Origin of the sequence: Brevundimonas albigilva (assembly GCF_023503965.1) — a bacterium.
GTDB lineage: Bacteria > Pseudomonadota > Alphaproteobacteria > Caulobacterales > Caulobacteraceae > Brevundimonas > Brevundimonas albigilva.
Window position 1 is genome coordinate 2,906,153 of record NZ_CP097298.1, and the last position, 19,680, is coordinate 2,925,832.

The window sequence follows — 19,680 nt, forward strand, 5'->3', positions numbered from 1 at the left end:
TATCTGATTGATGAATAAGGGAAATATGGTGGGCGCGCTAGGGCTCGAACCTGGGACCCGCTGATTAAGAGTCAGCTGGTTGACGGCAGTGTTCGCTTGAAGCCGGGGCCTTTATGGGGGTATTTTGGGGTATCCTCGGGCAGTGCGAAATCAGGCAAGACCCCAGCCGCGATCTGTGGCTCACAGCCGGATTCTCACGCTAGTGCAACGGCGTGCCCCAGCCCTTCCGCAACGGGATTGGTCGGAAAGATCCCAATTATTTAACGTGAGTTCGAGTCCCGCCTGAGGATCCGAACAGAGGTGGCCGACTTTGGGGCAGGGGACGACACAACCTTTTCATTCCTAGGATGAGCGCTTTGTGCCCCACATCCGGCCGTTCGGCCTTGTCGCCGACGATCCCGAAAGCCGCCCTTTGTTCCGCCAGCGCTCAACTGGTTCAGACCCGACATTGCGCTCACGGCCCAACAGGTGTGGCCACCATTATGTTCGGAGTGCAGCAATCAGCGCGTCCCGAGCCATGGCCACGCGCGGGTGTCGCAGCGATGAGCGTGCCCAGACGAGGTAGTAAGCGTTGCGCGGCACCGTGACCGGGGCGGGTATCTCGATCAGCGTGCAGGCAGCGCGTTCGCTGCGGGTGAGATAGCCGGGCATCACCGTCCAGCCGAGACCCGCGCACAATCCCGATCGCAATACTCTCAAATCGGGCGCGGTCAACGCGGGCTGGCTCGTCAGCTCGAGCTGGTTTGCATGGAGCCAGGTTCGCAGCAGCGGCCGGTCGAGGTCGTAGGCGAGGTGGGCCGTCCGGTTGAGCCCGTCGGCAAGCGGCAATTCGGCAATCCGCATGGCCACGGCGGGTGAGGCTACGGCGCGCAGATGCTCTTCGCCCAGCGCATGGAAGGCCAACCGCGGATCTTCGGGTTGCGAGGCGGTGACGGCCAGGTGCACCTTATCTTCGAGGAGCATGGCATAAAGCGCCTCGCGCCCGCCGATATGCAGCCGCAGGTCCAGCCCTGCTTCCAGCAGCGGAGCCAGTCGGGGCGTGATCATTTCGCCCAGCAGGTCCGACGGCGCGGCGATGTGGACCGTGCCCGAGATGCGGGACGAACGGGCCCGCGCGCTGGCCAGTGCCGATTCCGCCGTATCGAGGCTGCTTCCGATTGAAGCAGCGAGATCGTCGGCGATCGCTGTCGGTCGGACGCCGCGCGAATGGCGATCGAACAAGGGACGGCCCAGTTGCGCCTCGAGCGATGCGATGTGCTGCGACGCCGCCGGTTGGGTGATGCCGATTGCCCGGGCCGCCTCGCTCAGTGAACGACGGCGGTAGACTTCGACGAAGGTGCGCAACTGCAGGAGAGACATTCCGGTTCCATAACCGGATTTATGGCCGTCCGCCATTCCCGCTGGATTTCATGATGCCGTTCCCTGCGTATCTAAGCCGCCGAAAGGAACGATTGAATGCAAAATCGCCGCCAACTGCTGAAAGCACTCACCGCTGTCTTTGTGGCGGGTGCGGCTGCGCCGGTTGCGTTTGCTCGTGTCCCCGACATCAATGGAAAAGGACAGTTGACGATGACCCGCATTCTCATGGTGGCCACCTCCGCCGACCGAATGATTCCCGGCACCGAACCGACGGGTGTCTGGCTCGAGGAACTTACCACCCCGTATTATGCCTTCCGCGATGCGGGCGCCGAGGTGACGCTGGCCTCGATCAAGGGCGGCGCCATCCCCGTCGACCAGCGCAGCGTCAACGCCGACGGCGAGAACGACGCTTCGGTCGAGCGCTATCTTAAGGACGAGGCCCTGAAGGCCGAGGTTACCAGCACCCCTGTATTCACAAGCATCGATCCCGCCGGCTACGACGCGCTGTTCCTGCCCGGCGGCCACGGCACCATGTTCGATTACCCCGGCAGCGACGAACTGGCGCGCCTGGTCGAACGCTTCGACCGCGAAGGCAAGATCGTCGCCGCCGTCTGCCATGGACCGGCGGGGCTGGTCTCAGCGAAAAGGCCGATGGCACGCCTTCTTCGTCGCCGATCGCCGTGTCGCGGGCTTCACCGACAGCGAGGAACGCGCGGTCGGCCTCGATCAGGCGGTGCCGTTCCTGCTCGAAACGCGTCTCAAGGAACTCGGCGGCAAGCACGAGGGCGGCCCCGATTTTGCCCCCTTCGCCCTGCGCGACGGCAATCTGGTGACCGGCCAGAACCCCGCCAGCGCTACCCGCACCGCGGAGCTCGTGATGGAAGCCCTCAAGGACAAGGTCGCCTGATCATGCGCTATCTCCACACCATGGTGCGCGTCGCCGATCCCGAGGCGGCGATCCGTTTCTTCACGCTGCTGGGTCTCAAGGAAACCCGGCGCATGGAGAACCAGGCCGGGCGTTACACGCTGATCTACCTTGCCGCCGACGAGGATTTCCGCGGCGACGGCGAGCAGGGCGATGCCGAGGTCGAGCTGACGTACAACTGGCCGCCGGAGGATGGCAGCGCTTCCGAGAAATACACGGGCGGCCGAAACTTCGGCCATCTCGCCTACGGGGTCGACGACATCTACGAAACGTGCGCGCGGCTGCAGGCGGGCGGCGTGACGATCAATCGCCCCCGCGTGACGGATACATGGCGTTCGTCCGCTCGCCGGACGGGATCTCGATCGAACTGCTGCAGAAGGGCGAACACAAGGCTCCGGCCGAACCCTGGGCCTCCATGCCCAACACGGGCGAATGGTGATGGCGAAATTGTTCGAACCGATTGAGGTTGGCGGGCTGCGGCTCGCCAACCGCATCGTCATCGCGCCGATGTGCCAGTATTCGGCAGTCGACGGCGCGATGACCGACTGGCACCAGATGCATCTCGGCCAGTTGGCGCTCTCGGGCGCGGGCGCGCTGACGATAGAGGCGACCGCGGTCAGCCCGGAAGGGCGCATCACCTACGGTGACGTCGGCCTGTACGATGACCGTACCGAAGCGGCGATGCGAAGCGTGCTCGAAAGTGTGCGCCGTTGGTCGGACATGCCGCTGATCATCCAGCTGGCCCATGCCGGCCGCAAGGCGAGCTGCGCCAAGCCGTGGCAAGGCGGAACGCAGATCGCCCCCGATGCGGAGAATGGCTGGCAGACCGTGGCACCCAGCGCCATTCCCTTCGCTCCGGACGACAATCCCCCTGTCGAACTGGACAAGTCAGGGCTTGCCCGCATCCGGGAGGCGTTCGCGGATGCCGCCCGGCGCGCCGGCAGGCTCGGCATCGAAGCCATCCAGATCCACGTCGCGCATGGCTATCTGCTCCACGAGTTTCTTTCGCCGATCTCCAACCGGCGCGGCGACGAATACGGCGGCAGCCTCGACAACCGGATGCGGTTCCCGCTCGAAGTGTTCGATGACGTGCGCGAAGCGTTTCCGGCCGACCGCCCGGTGACCGTCCGCGTTTCTGGGACCGACTGGGTTGAAGGCGGCTGGACAGCGGAGGAAACCGCATTGTTTGCACAGGAGCTGGAGCGGCGCGGTTGTTCGGCAATCCACGTCTCCGGCGGCGGCCTCGACCCGCGCCAGCAGATCCCTGTCGGTCCCGGCTATCAGGTGCCGCTGGCGCGGACGGTCAAGGACGCGGTCTCCATGCCTGTCGTGGCGGTCGGAATGATCACCGATCCGCACCAGGCGGAGCGCATCCTCGAAGACGGGCATGCCGACGCCATAGCGATAGCCCGCGCTGCGCTGTGGGAGCCGCGTTGGCCCTGGCACGCCGCCGCCGCGCTTGGCGCATCGGTCAAGGCGCCCCCGCAATATCTCCGGTCCGAGCCCCACGAAGCGGGCCGCATCCTCGAGGAAATGACCCCATGAAAACCTCCGTCAAACTGCTTCTTGCCGCTGGCGCTGCCCTCTCGCTTGCCGCCTGCTCGACGACCCGCGAGGGTGCATCCGCGCCCCAGATCGAACAGGTCGCGACCTTCGATGGCGCGATGCCGACTGGCGTGACCGTCGCCCCCAACGGGCGCATCTTCGTCAACTTCCCGCAATGGGGCGACAACGCGCCGTTCACGGTTGCCGAGCTGGTCGACGGCAAGGCGGTGCCTTATCCCGACGCCGCGACCAACCAGCCCGATCCGGCCGACCCGGCTGGGCATTTCATCTCGGTGCAGAGCGTGGTGGCCGACGGCGCCAATCGCCTCTGGGTGCTCGACACGGCGGCGCCCAAATTCTCTCAACCACAGGCCGGCGGTGCAAAGCTGGTGGCAATCGACCTTGCGACCGACCGGGTGGTGAAGACGATCGTCCTGCCGCCCAGCGTGGTGCTGCCCACGACCTACCTCAACGACGTGCGCTTCGATCTGCGTCAGGGCGCCGAGGGCGTCGCCTACATCACCGACAGCAGCAACGAGGGGATCGGCGGCATCATCGTCGTCGATATCGCAAGCGGGCGGGCGATCCGGCGCCTGTCGAACCATGCGACGACCAACCCCGAGCCCGGCTTCACCCCGGTTGTCGATGGCGCGGTGCTCATGAACCGCCCGGCTGACGGCCCCACGACGCCGGTCACGATCGCAAGCGACGCGATTGCGCTCAGCGCCGACGGCAGCCTGCTGTATTATGGTCCGCTGTCGGGTCGCACGCTTCACGCGGTGCCCACGGCGTTGTTGCGCGATCCCGCGGTGTCCGAGGAGGAGCTGGGCCGCGCGGTCCGCAGCCTGGGGCGCAAAGGCGCCTCGGACGGGATAGCCGAGGACGACAAGGGCCGCGTGTTCGCCGGCGATTACGAGAACAACGCAATCCGCGTGCTCGACCAGGGCCGCTGGACGACGGTGGTCAGCAACCCGCGCATCAGCTGGCCCGACACGCTGTCGATCGGCACCGACGGATATCTCTACTTCACCGCCAACCAGCTCCACCGCCAGCCCGGCTTCCACGGCGGCCGAGACCTGCGCCGCAAGCCCTACGAGCTGCTCCGCATCAAGGTGGGCGCCGCTCCCGTCCTGTTGCGCTCGCGGTGACCCCACCAGGCCGGGCGGGCTCCCGCGGAGCCGCGATCCGGCGAAAATCAACAATTGACTTGAAGGAATACAGTCATGACCAAGGGTATCGAAGGTAAGGTCGTTCTCATCACCGGCGGCAGCACCGGCATCGGCGCAGAAACCGCGCGTCTTCTCGCGGAACGCGGCGCGAAGGTGGCCATCGCCGCACGGCGCAAGGACAGGCTCGATGAGGTCGTCGCGGACATCGCCGCAAACGGCGGCACGGCACGTAGGTACGCGCTGGACGTGACCGACAAGTCGGCGGTCCAGTCCGTCGTCGCCGCAATCATTGCCGACTTCGGCCGCCTCGACGTGCTGATCAACAACGCCGGGCTGATGCCGATCCGTCCGATGGCCGAGGTCAACACCGACGAGTGGGACCAGATGATCGACGTCAATCTGAAGGGTACGCTCTACGGCATCGCGGCGGCCCTTCCCGGTTTTCTCGAGCAGGGCAGCGGCCACATCATCAACCTGAGCTCGGTTGCGGGCATCAAGGTCTTCGCACCAGGCGGCACGGTCTACTCCGGCACCAAGTTCGCCGTCAGCGCGATCAGCGAGGGCTTGCGCCACGAGGTGGGGGAAAAGGTCCGGGTCACGTCAATCGAGCCAGGAGCTGTCGAAAGCGATTTGAAGTTCACGACCTCTGGCACGGCTGCCGAGACGGTGCTGGACTTCTACAAGCAGGCCATTCCGGCGGCATCGGTGGCGCGTGCTATCGCGTTCGCTGTCGAACAACCTGATGACGTCGACGTCAACGCGATCGTCATCCGGCCGACCGCACAGGAGTTCTGATTTCGACGAGGAGGCGGGGCCGCGTGTGCTCCGCCTATGGGGAACGTACCGGCCCGCTCGTCCGTTACTTTGCCGAATGATATCTGTCCGTTTTACTCGAGGAGTCAATTATGCCCAAACTTGCCCTGTATGTACCGCTGAAGGCCAAGCCCGGAAAAGAGCGCGATGTCGTCGATTTCCTGACCTCGGCATTGCCGCTCGTTCAAGCTGAGCCGGGCACTCTGACCTGGTATGCGATCGAGGAAGGTCCCGGTGCGTACGCGATCTTCGATACGTTCGACACAGAGGAGGATCGGCAGGCCCATCTTGACGGCAAGGTTGCCGCCGCACTGATGGAGAAGGCAGAAGAACTGTTCTCTGAACCGCCGCAGATTCACAAGTTCACTCTGCTGGCTGCGAAATAGCGGAGCGATCGGCACCCTAGCGCGTCGCTCTCATCGCCCGCGTGGGGGGTGGACCCGGGCGCGGCGGCGTGCGTTGAGCGGTGTTCCACGAACTGACCACGGAGACACACCATGCGCACTACCCAAACGCTCGACCTGAACGACGCGCGGACCATCATCGATGTGGGGATCGCGGAGGCCGAGCGGATCGGCAACCCGATGAACATCGCGGTGGTGGACGCGGGCGGCTGCCTCCTAGCGTTCGCGCGGATGGACGACGCGTGGCGCGGCAGCGTCGACATCGCGATCGGCAAGGCGTGGACGGCGCGCGCGTTCGACGTCGAGACCAAGGCGCTGGCGAAGCTCGCCCAGCCGGGCGCCGACTTCTACGGCATCCATGCCTCTAACGACGGCAAGGTGATGATCTTCGCCGGGGGCGTGCCGATCAAGGAGGGCGAGACGGTGATCGGCGCGGTGGGCGTGTCGGGCGGCACCGGCAAGCAGGACCAGGGCGTGGCCGAGGCGGCGGCGCAGGCGTTGGCGGGCGGCTGAGCTTTGGAGCGCGGTGCCGGGCGCGACGGCGCTGGCTCCGTCACGGCGGTTCAGTCGACGGCGGCGGCTCGGGCGCCGGGCGCGCCTCCCGCGCGGCGCGGGTCGCTTCCGTTTGGCGCGTTATTGGGCGGTTCTGGTCCGGTCATTCAGAAAACCGCCGTGAATCGATCCCGGGATGGCTCTACGGGAAGGAACCTCTCAGGTAGCAGATGGTTCAGGAAACTGAGATCACTTCGAAGGGTGCGATGTCCTCCGCCGTTGCGATGGACCGGATCATTACCAAGCTCTCGATTTGATGACGCGTTGAGAAGAGCTGCGAAAGGAAAAGATCCATGAAAGCTGTCGTGTACAACGGGCCCAAAGATGTTTCCGTCAATACCATCGATGATCCCAAGATCGAAAAGCAGACCGATGTTATCATCCGGCTGACCACGACCAATATCTGCGGGTCGGACCTTCACATGTATGAGGGCCGCACCAGCTTTGAGAAGGGCAAAGTTTTCGGTCACGAAAACCTTGGCGAGGTCATCGAAGTCGGCGCTGCCGTAGATCGCATCAAGAAGGGCGATCGCGTGTGCATGCCGTTCAACGTCGGTTGCGGTTTCTGCGAAAATTGCGAACGCGGTTTGACGGGTTTCTGCCTCACGACCAACCCTGGAACCGCCGGCGCAGCGTATGGCTTTGCCGAGATGGGTCCGTGGCAGGGTGGTCAGGCCGAGTTGATGCGCGTTCCCTATGCGGACTTCAATTGTCTGAAGCTGCCTGAGGACGCTGAGGAGAAGGAGGATGACTATGTCGCTCTCCGACATCTTCCCCACCGGTTGGCATGGCGTCGAACTGTCGGGTTTCCAGCCGGGCGAAAGCATCGCGATCTACGGCGCCGGTCCGGTCGGCTTGATGGCCGCGCACTCAGCCGAAATCCGCGGCGCCTCTCAGATCTTCGTGGTCGATTCTCACGATGACCGCCTGAAACTGGCCGAGGCGATGGGCGCTATTCCGATCGACATGCGCAAGGGCGATCCCGCCCAGCAGATCCTTGACGCGACCGGCGGCCTCGGGACCGACCGGGGGGTCGAGGCGGTCGGGTATCAGTGTTGCGATCGCCACGGCAAGGAGCGCAGCAATTACACGATGAACTGCCTCGTCAAAAGCACGAAGGCCACCGGAGGCATCGGCGTCGTCGGCGTGTTCATTCCGGAAGACCCGAACGCGCCCGACGATCTCCAGAAGGAAGGCAAGATGGCGTTCGACTTCGGCAACTTCTGGTTCAAGGGCCAGAAGATCGGCACCGGCCAGTAATGTAAAGCACTACAACCGGCGACTGATGAAGCTTATCGAGCGAGACCGGGCCAATCCTGCCCAAATCATCTCGCACCGACTGCCGCTTGATCAGGCACCAGACGCCTACAAGCATTTCGACGAACGCGATGCTGGTTGGACGAAGGTCGTGCTCAAACCGGGTGCCTGACTTTCGACGGATAGGAAATAAATTATGACTTTGAAAGGCAAATCAGTTGCTATTCTGATCGCACCTCGTGGAACGGAAGAACCAGAATTCTCGAAGCCCAAGCAAGCTGTCGAGGACGCTGGTGGCAAAGTTACCGTGGTCAGTTTTGAACCGGGCAAGGCTCGCACAGTCAATGGCGATCTTGACGAGGGCGGCAGCTATACTATCGACAAGACGTTTTCCGAGGTCAAAGCCGACGATTTCGACGGGCTTGTTGTGCCCGGAGGGACTGTCGGTGCCGACAAGCTGCGCGGCAGCGACGAGGCGATTGGTTTCATCCGGGCTTTCTTCGATCAGAAGAAACCTGTCGCGGCTATATGCCATGCACCCTGGACATTGATCGAGGCGGGCGTACTCAAGGGTCGCACCTTGACGTCCTACTCGACGCTGAAGGTCGATATCGAGAACGCTGGCGGTGCATGGACCAATGAGGAAGTCGTGGTCGACAAAGGCCTTGTTACCAGCCGCGATCCCGATGATCTGCCCGCCTTCTGTACCAAACTCGTTGAAGAAATCGCAGAAGGTGGGGGCGCAGCGCTCCCAGCAGGGAGTTAAGACGGGGCGTTTCGACGAACCATGTGAGGACCCTCTCCCTGGAGAAGGTCCGCACAAAACAAGCGTTGCGGGTGGCCAGCGATTGGCCGTCCGCCACGCTGCGTAGCACACGGACACGGCGCACCTGGCGGGCATTCAAACCCTAAGCCGCGTCAACCGCGGTGACACATCGCCGGCTCCCGCTTCCAGATCCGACCCATTCCGCCGTGTGGTTGAGATGCACCTGGTCGAACGTGCGTTCGGCCAGATTTACGACCTACAGCGCCGCCTTGAGATAGCGGGCGGTGAGACTGCCTTTCGCTTCCGCAACGACGCCAGGGACGCCGCTGGCAACGATACGGCCCCCATCTTCTCCAGCCCCCGGTCCCAGGTCGATGATCCAGTCCGCCTGCGTGACGGCGCGCATGTCATGTTCGACGACTACGACGGTATTGCCGGCGTCTACGAGGCCCTGCAGGTGTTGCATCAGCCGGTCGCCATCGGAGGGGTGAAGCCCCGAAGTTGGCTCGTCGAGGATATAGATCGTGTTGCCGCGTTGAGCACGTTGCAGTTCAGTCGCCAGCTTGATGCGCTGCGCCTCCCCGCCAGACAGCTCGGTCGCCGGCTGACCGAGCCTCAGATAGCCAAGACCGATCTCCCGCAACACGTCGAGGGAGCGCATTACAGATGCCTCGCCAGCGAAGAAATCGCACGCATCGTCGACCGTCAGTTCGAGCACCTGGGCGATATTGCGCCCGTTCCATTCGACTTCGAGCGTTTGCGGGTTGTAGCGCGAGCCATGACAGGTCGAGCACGGGGCAAAAACGCTCGGCAGGAATAGCAGCTCCACCATGACGTATCCCTCGCCCTCGCACACAGGGCAGCGGCCTTGCGCGACGTTGAACGAGAACCTTCCCGGGCTGTAGTGCCGCCGGCGGGCGAGCGGCGTATCAGCGAAGATCCGTCGCACATGGTCAAACATGCCGCTGTAGGTGGATAGGTTCGAGCGCGGCGTGCGGCCGATCGGCTTCTGATCGACCCGCACCAACCTGCGAACATGCTCCATGCCTGCGACAATGCGTCCTTCAGTGTCGTTCTGCGCAACATCGAGCAGCGGATCGATATCCTCCTCATCAGCCGCGGGGGAGCCGCCGAGGTGTTCCGTGACGAGCTCGGGTAGCGCCTGACTGACAAGACTGGATTTACCCGATCCCGAAACGCCGGTGACAGCGGTGAAGCAGCCGATGGGAAACTCGACGTCGAGACCATGGAGATTGTTCCGTCTGATCCCTTCCAGGCGTAGCCATGCCTTGGGATCGCGCGGTGTGCGCTCACTGCGGACCGGCTCTGCGAACAGGTAGCGGCGGGTGATCGAACTCTCGACGTCGGCAAGCCCCTCTATCGGCCCGCTGTAGAGGACTTCACCGCCCTTTTCCCCGGCTCCTGGCCCGACATCGACGAGCCATTCCGCGCGGCGGATCACGTCGAGATCATGTTCGACGACGAACAGGGAGTTGCCCGCCGCCTTGAGACGCTCGAGGATGGTGAGCAAGGCTTCGCCATCTGCCGGGTGCAACCCTGCCGAAGGCTCGTCAAGCACATAGACCACCCCGAAAAGCTGTGACGACAATTGCGTGGCAAGCCGCAAGCGCTGCAGCTCTCCGGAGGAGAGCGTCGGCGTGCTGCGGTCGAGCGAAATGTAGCCAAGGCCAAGATCGATCAGCGGGTCCAGCCGCTCGATCAATTCGCAGGCAAGGCGTTGGGCGGCGATCCGCTTCTCGTCGGAGAGATTGGGCGTGCGGCGTACGTCGGGCGCGCTCTTGTGCGCAGAGCCGCCCGCCGCAACCCGTTGTTCGACCGCTGCATCGCGGGCCGCTTTTTCCAGAACATGGCCCTTTGAGGGGGCTGAGACCGCCCCATACGCGCCATGCGCGACGGGCATCAGCAAGTCCTTCAGCTTGAGCACCGTCAGGTCGCCGAACTCGGCAATGTCGAGGCCGGCGAATTTGACCGACAAGGCTTCGCGCTTCAGGCGCTTGCCGTCGCAGGTCGGGCAATCGCGGCCGATGATATATTGCGAGACGCGCTTCTTCATCAGCGCGCTTTTAGTGTTGGCGAAGGTTTCCAGCACATAGCGGCGCGCGCCGGTGAAGGTGCCCTGGTAGCTCGGCTCCATGCGGCGCTTGAGCGCCGCCCGGGTCTGTTCGGGCGTCAGACCCGCATAGACCGGCACCGTCGGCGCCTCTTCCGTGAAGGAATCCAGTCGCGATCCTTTTTCGGCAGGTCGCGCCACGGCGTGTCGACGTCATAGCCGAGCGAAACGAGGATATCGCGCAGGTTCTGCCCATGCCAGGCGGTCGGCCAGGCGGCGATCGCCCGGTCGCGAATGGTGAGGCTGTCGTCAGGAACCATTGTCTCTTCGGTCGCGTCATATACGCGGCCGATGCCGTGGCAGGTCGCGCAGGCCCCCGCGACCGTGTTGGGGGAGAAATCCTCCGCATAGAGCATGGGTTGATGGCGCGGATATTCGCCGACGCGCGAATAGAGCATCCGCACCAGGCTGGAGAGCGTCGTCACGCTGCCGACCGAGGATCGCGCGTTGGCCGAGCCGCGCTGCTGCTGCAGCGCGACCGCAGGCGGCAAACCGTCGATCACGTCGACCTCCGGCACGCCGGCCTGGTCGATCAGGCGACGGGCATAGGGCGCAACCGATTCCAGATAACGCCGCTGCGCTTCGGCGTAGAGCGTGCCGAAAGCCAGCGATGACTTGCCCGAGCCCGATATGCCGGTGAACACCACGAAGGCGTCGCGCGGTACATCGACGTCAATATTTTTGAGGTTATTCTGGCGCGCGCCGCGAACCTGCACGCAAGCGGGCGGCCCCGTATGCCCATGATCGGTGGCCGGCGTCCTCGCGTGAATATCCTTGCTCTTCAATTCAGTCTTCCTGCCCTATACGCCCGTGCGCCCCGTGGTTCATCACAGTCGGGCGACAGATGAATGCATTTCCGACTCAATACGTCCAACGGCCAGGCTGGCCCGATGTTCGGCACCTTTGAAATATTTTTTCAGCATCAGACAACGGTTACGACAAAACCATTTTTCCCGTTGGGTCGCGCGACGAGACCACACACACTCCGCTGGTAAGCGCCTGGGCCAGGCGGACCTGGTCAGTGCCGCTATCGGCATGTAACGACCGCACTTCGGCCCCTGTTACCGCATCGCGACGCGTTGCCCATTTGCCAGAGCGCGCGTCATCATGGCCGGGGTCGGGCCATGATGACGGGCGAGTTGTCGATCGAGCGCTTCGCGCCGCTTTGGATCGATGGGTCAGTAGTGAATGACCGAGCGGATCGACTTGCCTTGATGCATCAGTTCGAAGGCCTCGTTGATCTCCTCCAAACCCATCGTGTGGGTTACGAACGGGGCCAGATCGATATCGCCTCTCATCGCGTCCTCGACCATGCCGGGGAGCTCAGTCCGTCCCTTGACGCCACCGAAAGCGGACCCCTTCCATACGCGGCCCGTGACGAGCTGGAATGGGCGGGTGGAGATTTCCTCGCCCGCGCCGGCAACGCCAATCACGATCGACTGACCCCAGCCACGGTGCGCTGATTCAAGCGCGGCGCGCATGACGTGGACGTTGCCGATGCACTCGAAGGTATGATCGATGCCCCAGCCCGTCATCTCGATCAGCACTTGCTGGATGGGCTTGTCATGGTCCTTGGGGTTGATGCACTCGGTCGCGCCGAACTGGCGCGCCAGCTCGAACTTGGACGGATTGGTGTCGATGGCGATGATGCGACCCGCCTTCGCCTGGCGCGCACCCTGAATCGCCGCGAGGCCGATGCCGCCGAGGCCGAACACGGCAACCGAGTCTCCGGGCTGGACTTTGGCGGTATTGTGGACTGCGCCGATGCCGGTCGTGACGCCGCAGCCGAGCAGGCAGACATGTTCGGGGTTTGCCTCGGGATTGATCTTGGCGAGCGAGACTTCGGCGACGACAGTATATTCACTGAAGGTTGAACAGCCCATGTAATGATAGAGAGGCTGACCATTGTACGAAAAGCGGGTGGTCCCATCGGGCATCAAGCCCTTGCCCTGCGTTTCGCGGACAGCGACGCACAGGTTGGTCTTGCCCGACAGGCAGAAGTCGCACTTGCCGCACTCGGCAGTGTAGAGCGGAATCACGTGATCGCCCGGCACGACGCTGGTGACGCCTTCGCCGACCTCGACAACGATGCCCGCGCCCTCGTGGCCCAGAACCACCGGGAAAACACCCTCCGGATCACTCCCCGCCAGCGTGTACGCGTCGGTGTGGCACACACCGGTGTGCGTCACCCGTATGAGGACTTCGCCTTTCCGGGGTGGGGCGACATCGATCTCGACGATTTCGAGTGGCTTGCCCGCCTCGAAGGCTACAGCGGCGCGAGATTTCATGTTGGGATACCCTCGTTGGACTAAACTGATTGCTGGCGCGAGGCTGTTGCGTCAGCGCAAATTCGTCGACATTCTCATACTGGCAGGGAGTATGTTTATCATACTCCCCAGCAGTATACAAGAGGTGTCCTGACGAGGATCTCAAACCAGAGAAGGCAGCAGGGGCTGGCTTCTGAGTGCGGGAGGACACGGGCAGGAAAATGAGCCTGAAATCGTCATTTGAGATAAGTACGCAGAATCTTCATTACGCCCTCCACGCCGTCATCGTGCTCGCCACCTGCGCCTCCGACGGCCCGATCCGCGCCCGCACCGAATGTTTCCCTGAGATGGCTCTGCATCACTTCTGCCATCAGTCCATTTGTCGCACCGCGCATGGCGACAATTTGCTGCAGCAGGGGAGCGCAATCGGCCCCCGCTTCGATCGCGCGTTCCAGAGCGTCCGCCTGACCCTTGATGCGCCGCAAGCGTGTGATGGCTCGCTTCTTGTCCTCTGATGAATGTGGCATCGCGTTTTCCCGAGAAATCGCTCCAGCATACTATACAGGGGGAGTTTCAATCCTGCACAGAGCTGGGCGTTTTTCTGATCGGGCGAGGTTGCGGTCATGCTCTCAAGCCTTCGCCACGAGCAGCTTTGGCATGGGCTCCGAGGGTCCGATTCTCTGTCGGGGAAGGGGGAGCGATCGCTCACTCCCCGGTATGCCGGTCAGACCGTAACGACGACCTTGCCGATCTGGTCGTTCGATTCGAGGAAGCGGTGAGCGTCCTGGATGGCGTCGAGCGGGAAAGTGCGCGCGATCCGCGGCTTGAGCGAGCCCGATTCCAGACCCGCCACGATGAACGCCTTGGCGCGATCGAGGGCGGCATCGTCCGAGACAATCTCGCTGTAGAGATACCCCTTGAGCGTGAGGCTCTTGCCCAGCACGGAGAACAACGGGAACGGCGTCGGTTCGCCGCTGAGCGCGCCATATTCGAGCAGGATGCCGCCGCGTGCCATGCTCTCGGTCAGCGGCTCGAACGACGGGCCTCCGACGGGATCGAGCACCACGCGCGCACCCTGACCATCGGTTATCTCCATCACCCTCGCTACCAGATCCTCTTCCCCGGTCGCGACGACATGATGTGCACCGGCATCGATCAGGGCCTGGCGCTTGGCGCCGGTACGCGTCGTCGCGATTACCGTCGCGCCGACCATCCGCGCAATCTGGAAGGCAGCAAGGCCGACGCTGCTGGAGGCAGCAGTGACGATGACGAAATCGCCCTCGCCGAGTTTCGCCTGCTCCACCAGCGCACCCCAGGCGGTGACATACTGCATCCATACGGCCGCCGCTTCCTCGAACGACAGCGCCGCAGGATGCTTGACGACGAGGCGGGCGGGCACGTTTGCGACCTCGCCATAAGTGCCCCAGCGCGCGATATCGAGTGGGGGAATGACGCTGACGGCTTCGCCTTCCGCAAACCCGGTAACGTCCGCACCGACCGCAGCGACAGTGCCGGCAGCCTCATAGCCAAGGCGGCTCGGGAACTCGGCTTCCTGAAGGTAGGCATGGTTGCGGAACATCACCTCGGCGCGGTTTATGCCTATCGCCTTCACCGCGATCTGCACTTCGTCGGCCGCGGGCGCGTGGACTGCCACATCTTCAATCCTGAGGACGCTGGCGTCGCCATATTCGTGGATACGGACGATGCGGCTCATGGGAGACTCCTTGATTATTGAATGACCGTTCTGTAAGGTAGCGGACCACCAGTTTCAAGATATTATTTATCGATCGTTCCATATCGTGCACCAGAGATGACAGAGACGAAAGCCCGTCGCCGCGCAGGTCGCCCACGTGTGTTCGACACTGACGCTGCGCTCGACAAGGCGGTGCGGCTGTTCTGGCAGCGCGGCTACGAGGCGACATCGATGGCCGATCTGGTGGCGGAGACTGGCGTCGCCGCCGCCAGTCTCTATGCAGCGTTTGACAACAAAGCGGGGCTGTTTGCGGCGGTGATCGAGCGCTACGCTGCGACGTTTAGCGTCCACCTCTACGCACCCATCAACGATCCGGCGTTGTCCACCTACGAGGCCGTCAAAGGCCTGCTGGATCGAGCGGCGTCATCATTCTCGGAACCTGGAACGCCGGCCGGCTGCTTCATGTATTCGGCAGCGGCAGCCGTTTCGCCGGCGTCCGCCGCCATCGAATGCCTGCTGCGCGACAAGCGTATCGCGGCGGAGGCCCTCCTGATCGAGCGTCTGCAACGCGGCGCCGCGCAGGGCGAGCTCGCGGCCAACACCGATCCGGCCGTGCTAGGCAAATTCATCAATACTGTCATGGAAGGCATGTCCGTTCAGGCGCGCGACGGCGCTACGATCAACGAACTGCTCTCCATCGCCAAAATGGCACTCGATCGATGGCCTGCCGCGATATGACCGTTACATGGTGGTCATCTGCCAATCCGCCTCCCGCGACCGAACAGTCGAACTGATCTAATAGGACGGATGCACATGAAACACGTGACATTGCCCGGCGGGGAAGTGGTTCCTTCAATGGGTCAAGGCACCTGGAAGATGGGTGAGCGTGCCGAGCGGCGATCCGATGAAATTGCCTCGCTGCGCGCCGGTGTCGAGCTGGGTATGACGCTCGTCGATACAGCGGAAATGTACGGCGACGGTGCGGCGGAAGTGCTGATCTGCGAAGCGCTCGGCGACCGTCGCGACGAGTTGTTCCTCGTCAGCAAGGCGTATCCACAGAACGCATCGCGCTCCCGCCTTACCGGTGCGTGCGAGGCGAGCCTGAAGCGGCTCGGCACTGATCGGCTCGACCTCTATCTGCTCCACTGGCGGGGATCGGTGCCGCTCGCTGAGACGGTGGAGGCAATGAAGGCGCTGAAATCGGCAGGGAAGATTCGGCATTGGGGTGTCAGCAACCTCGATACCGACGATATGGACGAGCTTGTCGCTGCGGGCGGAGATGGCTGCGTGACCGATCAGATCCTCTACAATCTCGTCCGTCGAGGCCCTGAGTTGGACCTGTTGCCGTGGCTCGCCGAGCATAAAGTGCCAGCGATGGCGTATAGTCCCGTCGAGCAGGGACGACTCTCAAGCCATCCCGCTCTCGAAAAGATCGCAGCCGAGGTCGGTGCAACCCCTGCCCAAGTGGCACTCTCCTGGACGTTGCGGCACGATGGCCTCATCGCCATCCCGAAAGCGAGTTCGATCGCACACGTGCGGGAGAACCGCGCGGCCGCGGATATCGTCCTCTCAGACGCCGACATTGCGACACTCGACGCGGCATTTCCCCGCCCAGCGGACCGACGCCCGCTCGAAATGCTGTAGCGGCAGATGGCGATCTTCTCTCTCGAAGGAACCGAACGCAAATCGGATCGCCTTGAGGCGTTCATGGACGCGGTACTTGCGATCGCGTTCACCCTTCCTGTGGTCGAGTTGCACGCGCCGAAACCGGAGGAGGGCGACCTCGCAGCGGCGTATCTGAAGTTGGCGCCGGAGTACGGCGCCTACGTTCTCAGCGTGGTCCTGATCGGCCTCTACTGAGCGTACAGCCATTTCAGTGGCAAGCTGCTGGAGAAGACCGACCACGGCTACAATCTGCTGAGCATCGGCTTTCTGGCTGCCGTCAGCATCACTCCGTTTCCTGCGCGACCGTTGGTCGAACACCTCGGCGGAGATGCGGAGAGTACCACCGCCGCCCTATGGTATCTGGGCGTAGCAGCGACACCGGCGACTTGGTGGTTTCTTCGTTGGGTATACGCCACCGCGAGAGGTCTTCCCGATCGAAGGCTGACCGAGGCTTATCTTCGCCGCCTTACCATCAAATATGGCCTAACTGCCGCTGCCTATTGGGCGGCATTCGGCTTGGCACTCTGGAATTGGCGTGCTGGACTGATCGCCGCGGGGATCGTGACGTTGAGCTACATCGTTCCGCCAGCAAAGCCCACCTACAAGCCAGACTAGGAACCGGAGAATGGCTGAGGCTGGGTATTGACCCGGCACGGTGGATGCTGACTTCGGTTAATCAGTCCAGGATTTTGTCAATCGTGATCGGTAAGGACCGCATCCGCTTACGCGACCTTGCGATGTTTAACTGTGCACTGGATGCAAAGCTCAGAGCCTGTGATCTGGTGAAGCTCCGCGTCAGTGACGTCGCGCCTGGCGGCTCAGCGGACCCGGCGTTCGTCCGCTAAGAGTGGAAAGCGGACTGGCGTTCTCAAGTCGCTGGCATGAGGAAAGCAGCAACCGCTGAACGGAGTTGCTCGCGCATTACGACGGCGCGTTCGTGGCTGAGGTCAAACTTACTGTTCAGATCGCGGGTGATGGCCATACCGGCGAGAAAGCCCATAAGCAGGCGCGCACGGACATCTGCGTCCTCGCCCCCGATCCATGCTTCAAGGTCGCGAAAGCCTTGGTCACCCAACGCTTCATCGATGAGGCGTTTGGCCTTATCTGATCCAGCGGAGCGCATCAGAACGAGCAAGTCGCGCAGCACCCTTCCGCCATTTGGAACCGCCAGAACATCATCCGTCACGCGCTCAGCGAAGCTCTCACGATCTCCCCAGCGACGCTGCCAGTTCACGCTCCCAGATTTGATCACTTCGACGAAAAGCTCGTCCTTTCCACCGAAGTATCGGCTGATCAGCGAATAGTCGACGCCCGCGCGCGCTCCAATAGAGCGGACTCCGACCGCCTCGAAACCCTCCTCAGCGAAGAGGTCCAGCGCAGCCCGAAGGATCGCGTGTCGGGTAGCTTCGGCATCGCGCGTTGGAGTGGTGGTGGTCATAAGCCATCTATAGCGGAACTGATCTAACTATGTCCGCAACGGGTCGAGGCCGTGTAAAAACGCGCCGAGCTGGGAGGGAACGGCGGAGGCCTCAAGGCGCGAAGTATCTCCTTCTCTCAGGCCCTGATCGCTTCCATCAGGGGCTTGGTTCCCAGCACCGCCATCACGCGCTTCATGTTGTAGGCGAGGATGTGGAGGCTGATCTCGGTCTTCACGTTGGGCAACCGCTTCATCAGGAAGTGAGTGTGGCCCATCCAGGCCTTGATCGTTCCGAACGGGTGTTCGACCAGCCGTCGTCGGGTGCGCATGGCGCGCGGGGCTAGGTCCGTTCGGGCCTGAAGCGCGTCGATCACGCCCTCATGCTCCCAACGGGTGACGCGCCGCTCAATGCTTGGCGTGCATTGGCTCTTGAGCGAGCAGCCGGCGCAACTGGCCCGGTCCCCGTATCGGTGCAGGGTCATGCCCTTCTCGACGGGCGTCATGTGGCGCGGCAGCAGCGCGCCGGCCGGGCAGCGGTAGACGTCCTGATCGGACAGGTAGACGAAGTCCTGTTTGCCGAAGCGGCCTGCCGCCTTGGCGCCTGACGTCAGGGGCTTGGGCACGAAGGGCGTCACGCCCATGGTCTCGCAGGCGAGGATCTCCTCGCCGGAGAAGTAGCCCCGGTCGGCCAGCACATCGAGCGTCTCCACGCCCATGGCGTCCTTAGCCTTCGCCGCCATGGAGGCCAGTTGCTCCCGGTCGCTTCCCGTCATCACCACCTCGTGGGCGACGATCAGGTGATGCTCGCCTTCGACGGCGGACTGGACGTTGTAGCCGACGATGCCGCTCCCCGGCCCGACGTGGCCATGGATCTGGCGTCGGGATCGGTCAGGGAGACCTGGCCGTCCGGCGACGCCTCGACCTCGGCCTCCATGGTCTTGAGCATCGCCATCTGGGCGCGCAGCCGATCGATCTTCTCGACCAGCCGTCCGGACCGCGCCTCGGCGGCCTCGCCCTCGTGACGATCCGCCGTGTCCAGGTCCTGCAGATAGCCGGTGATGTGCTCGGCAACCTGCTCAATCCGCCGCTTCAGCTTGTAGGCGGTGAAGTTGCGATCCCGGGTGTTCACTGCCTTGAACTTCGACCCGTCGATGGCGACCAGGGCCGCACCGAACAGGCCCAGCTGCCGGCACAGCACCACGAACTGGACGCAAGCCGCCTGGATCGCCGGGCCGTTCTCGCGGCGGAAGGCGGCGATGGTCTTGTGGTCCGGAGCCAGCCGCCCCGTCAGCCACATCGGCTCGACGTTGCGCTGCGCCTCGCGCTCCAGCCGCCGGCTGGACTGCACCTTGTTCAGGTAGCCATAGACATAGAGCTTCAGCAGCATGGCCGGGTGATAGGCCGGCCGGCCCGTCGTCGCCGGCGTCATGCCGACGAAGCCCAGCCCCTGAGGTCCAACTCATCGACAAAGACATCGACGACCCGAACCGGATTATCCTCGGCCACATAGTCGTCGAGACATTCGGGAAGCAGCGTCGGCTGCCGGCGATCGGCACCCTGAACGAAGCGGCTCATACCCACCTCCTGCTGACATCAGGAAGGTTAAACGAATTTGCTCAAGCTGGAGGCGTTTTCACACAGCCTCGACCCGTTGCGGACGCTCACCTAGGTGTGTTGCCGAGGTCCGGTTTCCGGCGGTGAGTGAATGACCGCTACT

General features: G+C 63.2%; 19 protein-coding genes and 5 pseudogenes. 16 read left to right on the forward strand and 8 right to left on the reverse strand.

Annotated features, from left to right (window positions below; translation table 11 throughout):
• Positions 1-480: 480 nt before the first annotated feature.
• A complete protein-coding gene (locus MU852_RS15325; protein WP_207823005.1) occupies positions 481-1,359 on the reverse strand; it encodes a LysR family transcriptional regulator in 879 nt (292 codons plus the stop codon).
• A gap of 249 nt (positions 1,360-1,608) precedes the next feature.
• Here MU852_RS15325 and MU852_RS18320 point away from each other — a divergent pair.
• From MU852_RS18320 to MU852_RS15385, 12 genes and pseudogenes are all read left to right on the forward strand, one after another.
• Positions 1,609-1,944: pseudogene (locus tag MU852_RS18320) on the forward strand (DJ-1/PfpI family protein); the annotation flags it as partial.
• Positions 1,945-1,975: 31 nt separating this feature from the next.
• Positions 1,976-2,266: a type 1 glutamine amidotransferase family protein gene (locus MU852_RS15335; protein WP_249750276.1), complete on the forward strand. Its 291-nt coding sequence runs from the start codon at positions 1,976-1,978 to the stop codon at positions 2,264-2,266.
• Positions 2,267-2,268: 2 nt separating this feature from the next.
• Positions 2,269-2,723 (forward strand): annotated as a pseudogene (locus MU852_RS15340) (VOC family protein).
• Positions 2,723-3,829, forward strand: a complete 1,107-nt coding sequence (locus tag MU852_RS15345) for an NADH:flavin oxidoreductase/NADH oxidase (RefSeq protein ID WP_249750277.1) — start codon at positions 2,723-2,725, stop codon at positions 3,827-3,829. Before MU852_RS15340 ends, MU852_RS15345 begins: the two are co-directional and overlap by 1 nt.
• Positions 3,826-4,977, forward strand: coding sequence for a major royal jelly family protein (locus tag MU852_RS15350; protein ID WP_249750278.1), 1,152 nt, complete (start codon positions 3,826-3,828; stop codon positions 4,975-4,977). Before MU852_RS15345 ends, MU852_RS15350 begins: the two co-directional genes overlap by 4 nt.
• 75 nt (positions 4,978-5,052) lie before the next feature.
• Positions 5,053-5,793: an SDR family oxidoreductase gene (locus tag MU852_RS15355; RefSeq protein WP_249750279.1), complete on the forward strand. Its 741-nt coding sequence runs from the start codon at positions 5,053-5,055 to the stop codon at positions 5,791-5,793.
• Positions 5,794-5,903: 110 nt separating this feature from the next.
• Complete coding sequence (locus MU852_RS15360; protein ID WP_249750280.1) at positions 5,904-6,197, forward strand: putative quinol monooxygenase; 294 nt, start codon at positions 5,904-5,906, stop codon at positions 6,195-6,197.
• 111 nt (positions 6,198-6,308) lie between these two features.
• A complete protein-coding gene (locus MU852_RS15365) occupies positions 6,309-6,728 on the forward strand; it encodes a GlcG/HbpS family heme-binding protein (protein ID WP_249750281.1) in 420 nt (139 codons plus the stop codon).
• Between the two features lie 461 nt (positions 6,729-7,189).
• A pseudogene (locus tag MU852_RS18325) lies at positions 7,190-7,432 on the forward strand (alcohol dehydrogenase catalytic domain-containing protein); the annotation flags it as partial.
• A gap of 88 nt (positions 7,433-7,520) precedes the next feature.
• Positions 7,521-8,027, forward strand: coding sequence for a zinc-binding dehydrogenase (locus MU852_RS15375; RefSeq protein WP_249750283.1), 507 nt, complete (start codon positions 7,521-7,523; stop codon positions 8,025-8,027).
• A gap of 25 nt (positions 8,028-8,052) precedes the next feature.
• Complete coding sequence (locus tag MU852_RS15380; RefSeq protein ID WP_249750284.1) at positions 8,053-8,196, forward strand: hypothetical protein; 144 nt, start codon at positions 8,053-8,055, stop codon at positions 8,194-8,196.
• Positions 8,197-8,220: 24 nt separating this feature from the next.
• Positions 8,221-8,790 carry a type 1 glutamine amidotransferase domain-containing protein gene (locus MU852_RS15385; protein WP_249750285.1) on the forward strand — a complete coding sequence of 190 codons (570 nt, stop codon included), beginning with the start codon at positions 8,221-8,223 and terminating at the stop codon, positions 8,788-8,790.
• 256 nt (positions 8,791-9,046) lie between these two features.
• Here the strand turns inward: MU852_RS15385 and MU852_RS15390 are convergent, their stop codons facing one another.
• The 5 genes from MU852_RS15390 to MU852_RS15410 all read right to left on the reverse strand — a co-directional run bounded on the left by MU852_RS15390 (position 9,047) and on the right by MU852_RS15410 (position 14,902).
• Positions 9,047-11,002: an excinuclease ABC subunit UvrA gene (locus tag MU852_RS15390; RefSeq protein WP_283843661.1), complete on the reverse strand. Its 1,956-nt coding sequence runs from the start codon at positions 11,000-11,002 to the stop codon at positions 9,047-9,049.
• The gene (locus tag MU852_RS15395; protein WP_249750286.1) at positions 10,981-11,706 is read right to left on the reverse strand and encodes an excinuclease ABC subunit UvrA; all 726 of its coding nucleotides are present in this window, start codon (positions 11,704-11,706) and stop codon (positions 10,981-10,983) included. Before MU852_RS15395 ends, MU852_RS15390 begins: the two co-directional genes overlap by 22 nt.
• A 393-nt stretch (positions 11,707-12,099) precedes the next feature.
• Positions 12,100-13,209: an S-(hydroxymethyl)glutathione dehydrogenase/class III alcohol dehydrogenase gene (locus MU852_RS15400; RefSeq protein ID WP_088582808.1), complete on the reverse strand. Its 1,110-nt coding sequence runs from the start codon at positions 13,207-13,209 to the stop codon at positions 12,100-12,102.
• A 215-nt stretch (positions 13,210-13,424) separates the two neighbouring features.
• On the reverse strand, positions 13,425-13,715 hold the full coding sequence (locus MU852_RS15405) for a metal/formaldehyde-sensitive transcriptional repressor (protein WP_184279026.1): 291 nt from the start codon (positions 13,713-13,715) through the stop codon (positions 13,425-13,427).
• Between the two features lie 197 nt (positions 13,716-13,912).
• Complete coding sequence (locus MU852_RS15410; protein ID WP_249750287.1) at positions 13,913-14,902, reverse strand: zinc-dependent alcohol dehydrogenase family protein; 990 nt, start codon at positions 14,900-14,902, stop codon at positions 13,913-13,915.
• A gap of 138 nt (positions 14,903-15,040) precedes the next feature.
• Between MU852_RS15410 and MU852_RS15415 the strand changes: the two genes are divergently transcribed.
• From MU852_RS15415 to MU852_RS15430, 4 genes and pseudogenes are all read left to right on the forward strand, one after another.
• Positions 15,041-15,619, forward strand: coding sequence for a TetR/AcrR family transcriptional regulator (locus MU852_RS15415; protein ID WP_249750288.1), 579 nt, complete (start codon positions 15,041-15,043; stop codon positions 15,617-15,619).
• A 75-nt stretch (positions 15,620-15,694) separates the two neighbouring features.
• Positions 15,695-16,525, forward strand: coding sequence for an aldo/keto reductase (locus tag MU852_RS15420; protein ID WP_249750289.1), 831 nt, complete (start codon positions 15,695-15,697; stop codon positions 16,523-16,525).
• Positions 16,526-16,531: 6 nt separating this feature from the next.
• Positions 16,532-16,741: a TMEM175 family protein gene (locus MU852_RS15425; RefSeq protein ID WP_249750290.1), complete on the forward strand. Its 210-nt coding sequence runs from the start codon at positions 16,532-16,534 to the stop codon at positions 16,739-16,741.
• A gap of 524 nt (positions 16,742-17,265) precedes the next feature.
• A pseudogene (locus tag MU852_RS15430) lies at positions 17,266-17,367 on the forward strand (integrase); the annotation flags it as partial.
• A 47-nt stretch (positions 17,368-17,414) separates the two neighbouring features.
• Here the strand turns inward: MU852_RS15430 and MU852_RS15435 are convergent.
• Both MU852_RS15435 and MU852_RS15440 read right to left on the reverse strand, forming a co-directional pair.
• Positions 17,415-17,984 carry a TetR/AcrR family transcriptional regulator gene (locus MU852_RS15435; protein WP_249750291.1) on the reverse strand — a complete coding sequence of 190 codons (570 nt, stop codon included), beginning with the start codon at positions 17,982-17,984 and terminating at the stop codon, positions 17,415-17,417.
• A gap of 116 nt (positions 17,985-18,100) precedes the next feature.
• Positions 18,101-19,538 (reverse strand): annotated as a pseudogene (locus MU852_RS15440) (IS1182 family transposase).
• Between the last annotated feature and the right edge of the window lie 142 nt (positions 19,539-19,680).

Coding starts and splice junctions, on each gene's coding strand:
- MU852_RS15325 (WP_207823005.1), bottom strand. CDS start 1,359: ATGTCTCTCCTGCAGTTGCGCACCTTCGTCGAAGTCTACCGCCGTCGT.
- MU852_RS15335 (WP_249750276.1), top strand. CDS start 1,976: ATGGACCGGCGGGGCTGGTCTCAGCGAAAAGGCCGATGGCACGCCTTC.
- MU852_RS15345 (WP_249750277.1), top strand. CDS start 2,723: ATGGCGAAATTGTTCGAACCGATTGAGGTTGGCGGGCTGCGGCTCGCC.
- MU852_RS15350 (WP_249750278.1), top strand. CDS start 3,826: ATGAAAACCTCCGTCAAACTGCTTCTTGCCGCTGGCGCTGCCCTCTCG.
- MU852_RS15355 (WP_249750279.1), top strand. CDS start 5,053: ATGACCAAGGGTATCGAAGGTAAGGTCGTTCTCATCACCGGCGGCAGC.
- MU852_RS15360 (WP_249750280.1), top strand. CDS start 5,904: ATGCCCAAACTTGCCCTGTATGTACCGCTGAAGGCCAAGCCCGGAAAA.
- MU852_RS15365 (WP_249750281.1), top strand. CDS start 6,309: ATGCGCACTACCCAAACGCTCGACCTGAACGACGCGCGGACCATCATC.
- MU852_RS15375 (WP_249750283.1), top strand. CDS start 7,521: ATGTCGCTCTCCGACATCTTCCCCACCGGTTGGCATGGCGTCGAACTG.
- MU852_RS15380 (WP_249750284.1), top strand. CDS start 8,053: ATGAAGCTTATCGAGCGAGACCGGGCCAATCCTGCCCAAATCATCTCG.
- MU852_RS15385 (WP_249750285.1), top strand. CDS start 8,221: ATGACTTTGAAAGGCAAATCAGTTGCTATTCTGATCGCACCTCGTGGA.
- MU852_RS15400 (WP_088582808.1), bottom strand. CDS start 13,209: ATGAAATCTCGCGCCGCTGTAGCCTTCGAGGCGGGCAAGCCACTCGAA.
- MU852_RS15405 (WP_184279026.1), bottom strand. CDS start 13,715: ATGCCACATTCATCAGAGGACAAGAAGCGAGCCATCACACGCTTGCGG.
- MU852_RS15410 (WP_249750287.1), bottom strand. CDS start 14,902: ATGAGCCGCATCGTCCGTATCCACGAATATGGCGACGCCAGCGTCCTC.
- MU852_RS15420 (WP_249750289.1), top strand. CDS start 15,695: ATGAAACACGTGACATTGCCCGGCGGGGAAGTGGTTCCTTCAATGGGT.
- MU852_RS15425 (WP_249750290.1), top strand. CDS start 16,532: ATGGCGATCTTCTCTCTCGAAGGAACCGAACGCAAATCGGATCGCCTT.
- MU852_RS15435 (WP_249750291.1), bottom strand. CDS start 17,984: ATGACCACCACCACTCCAACGCGCGATGCCGAAGCTACCCGACACGCG.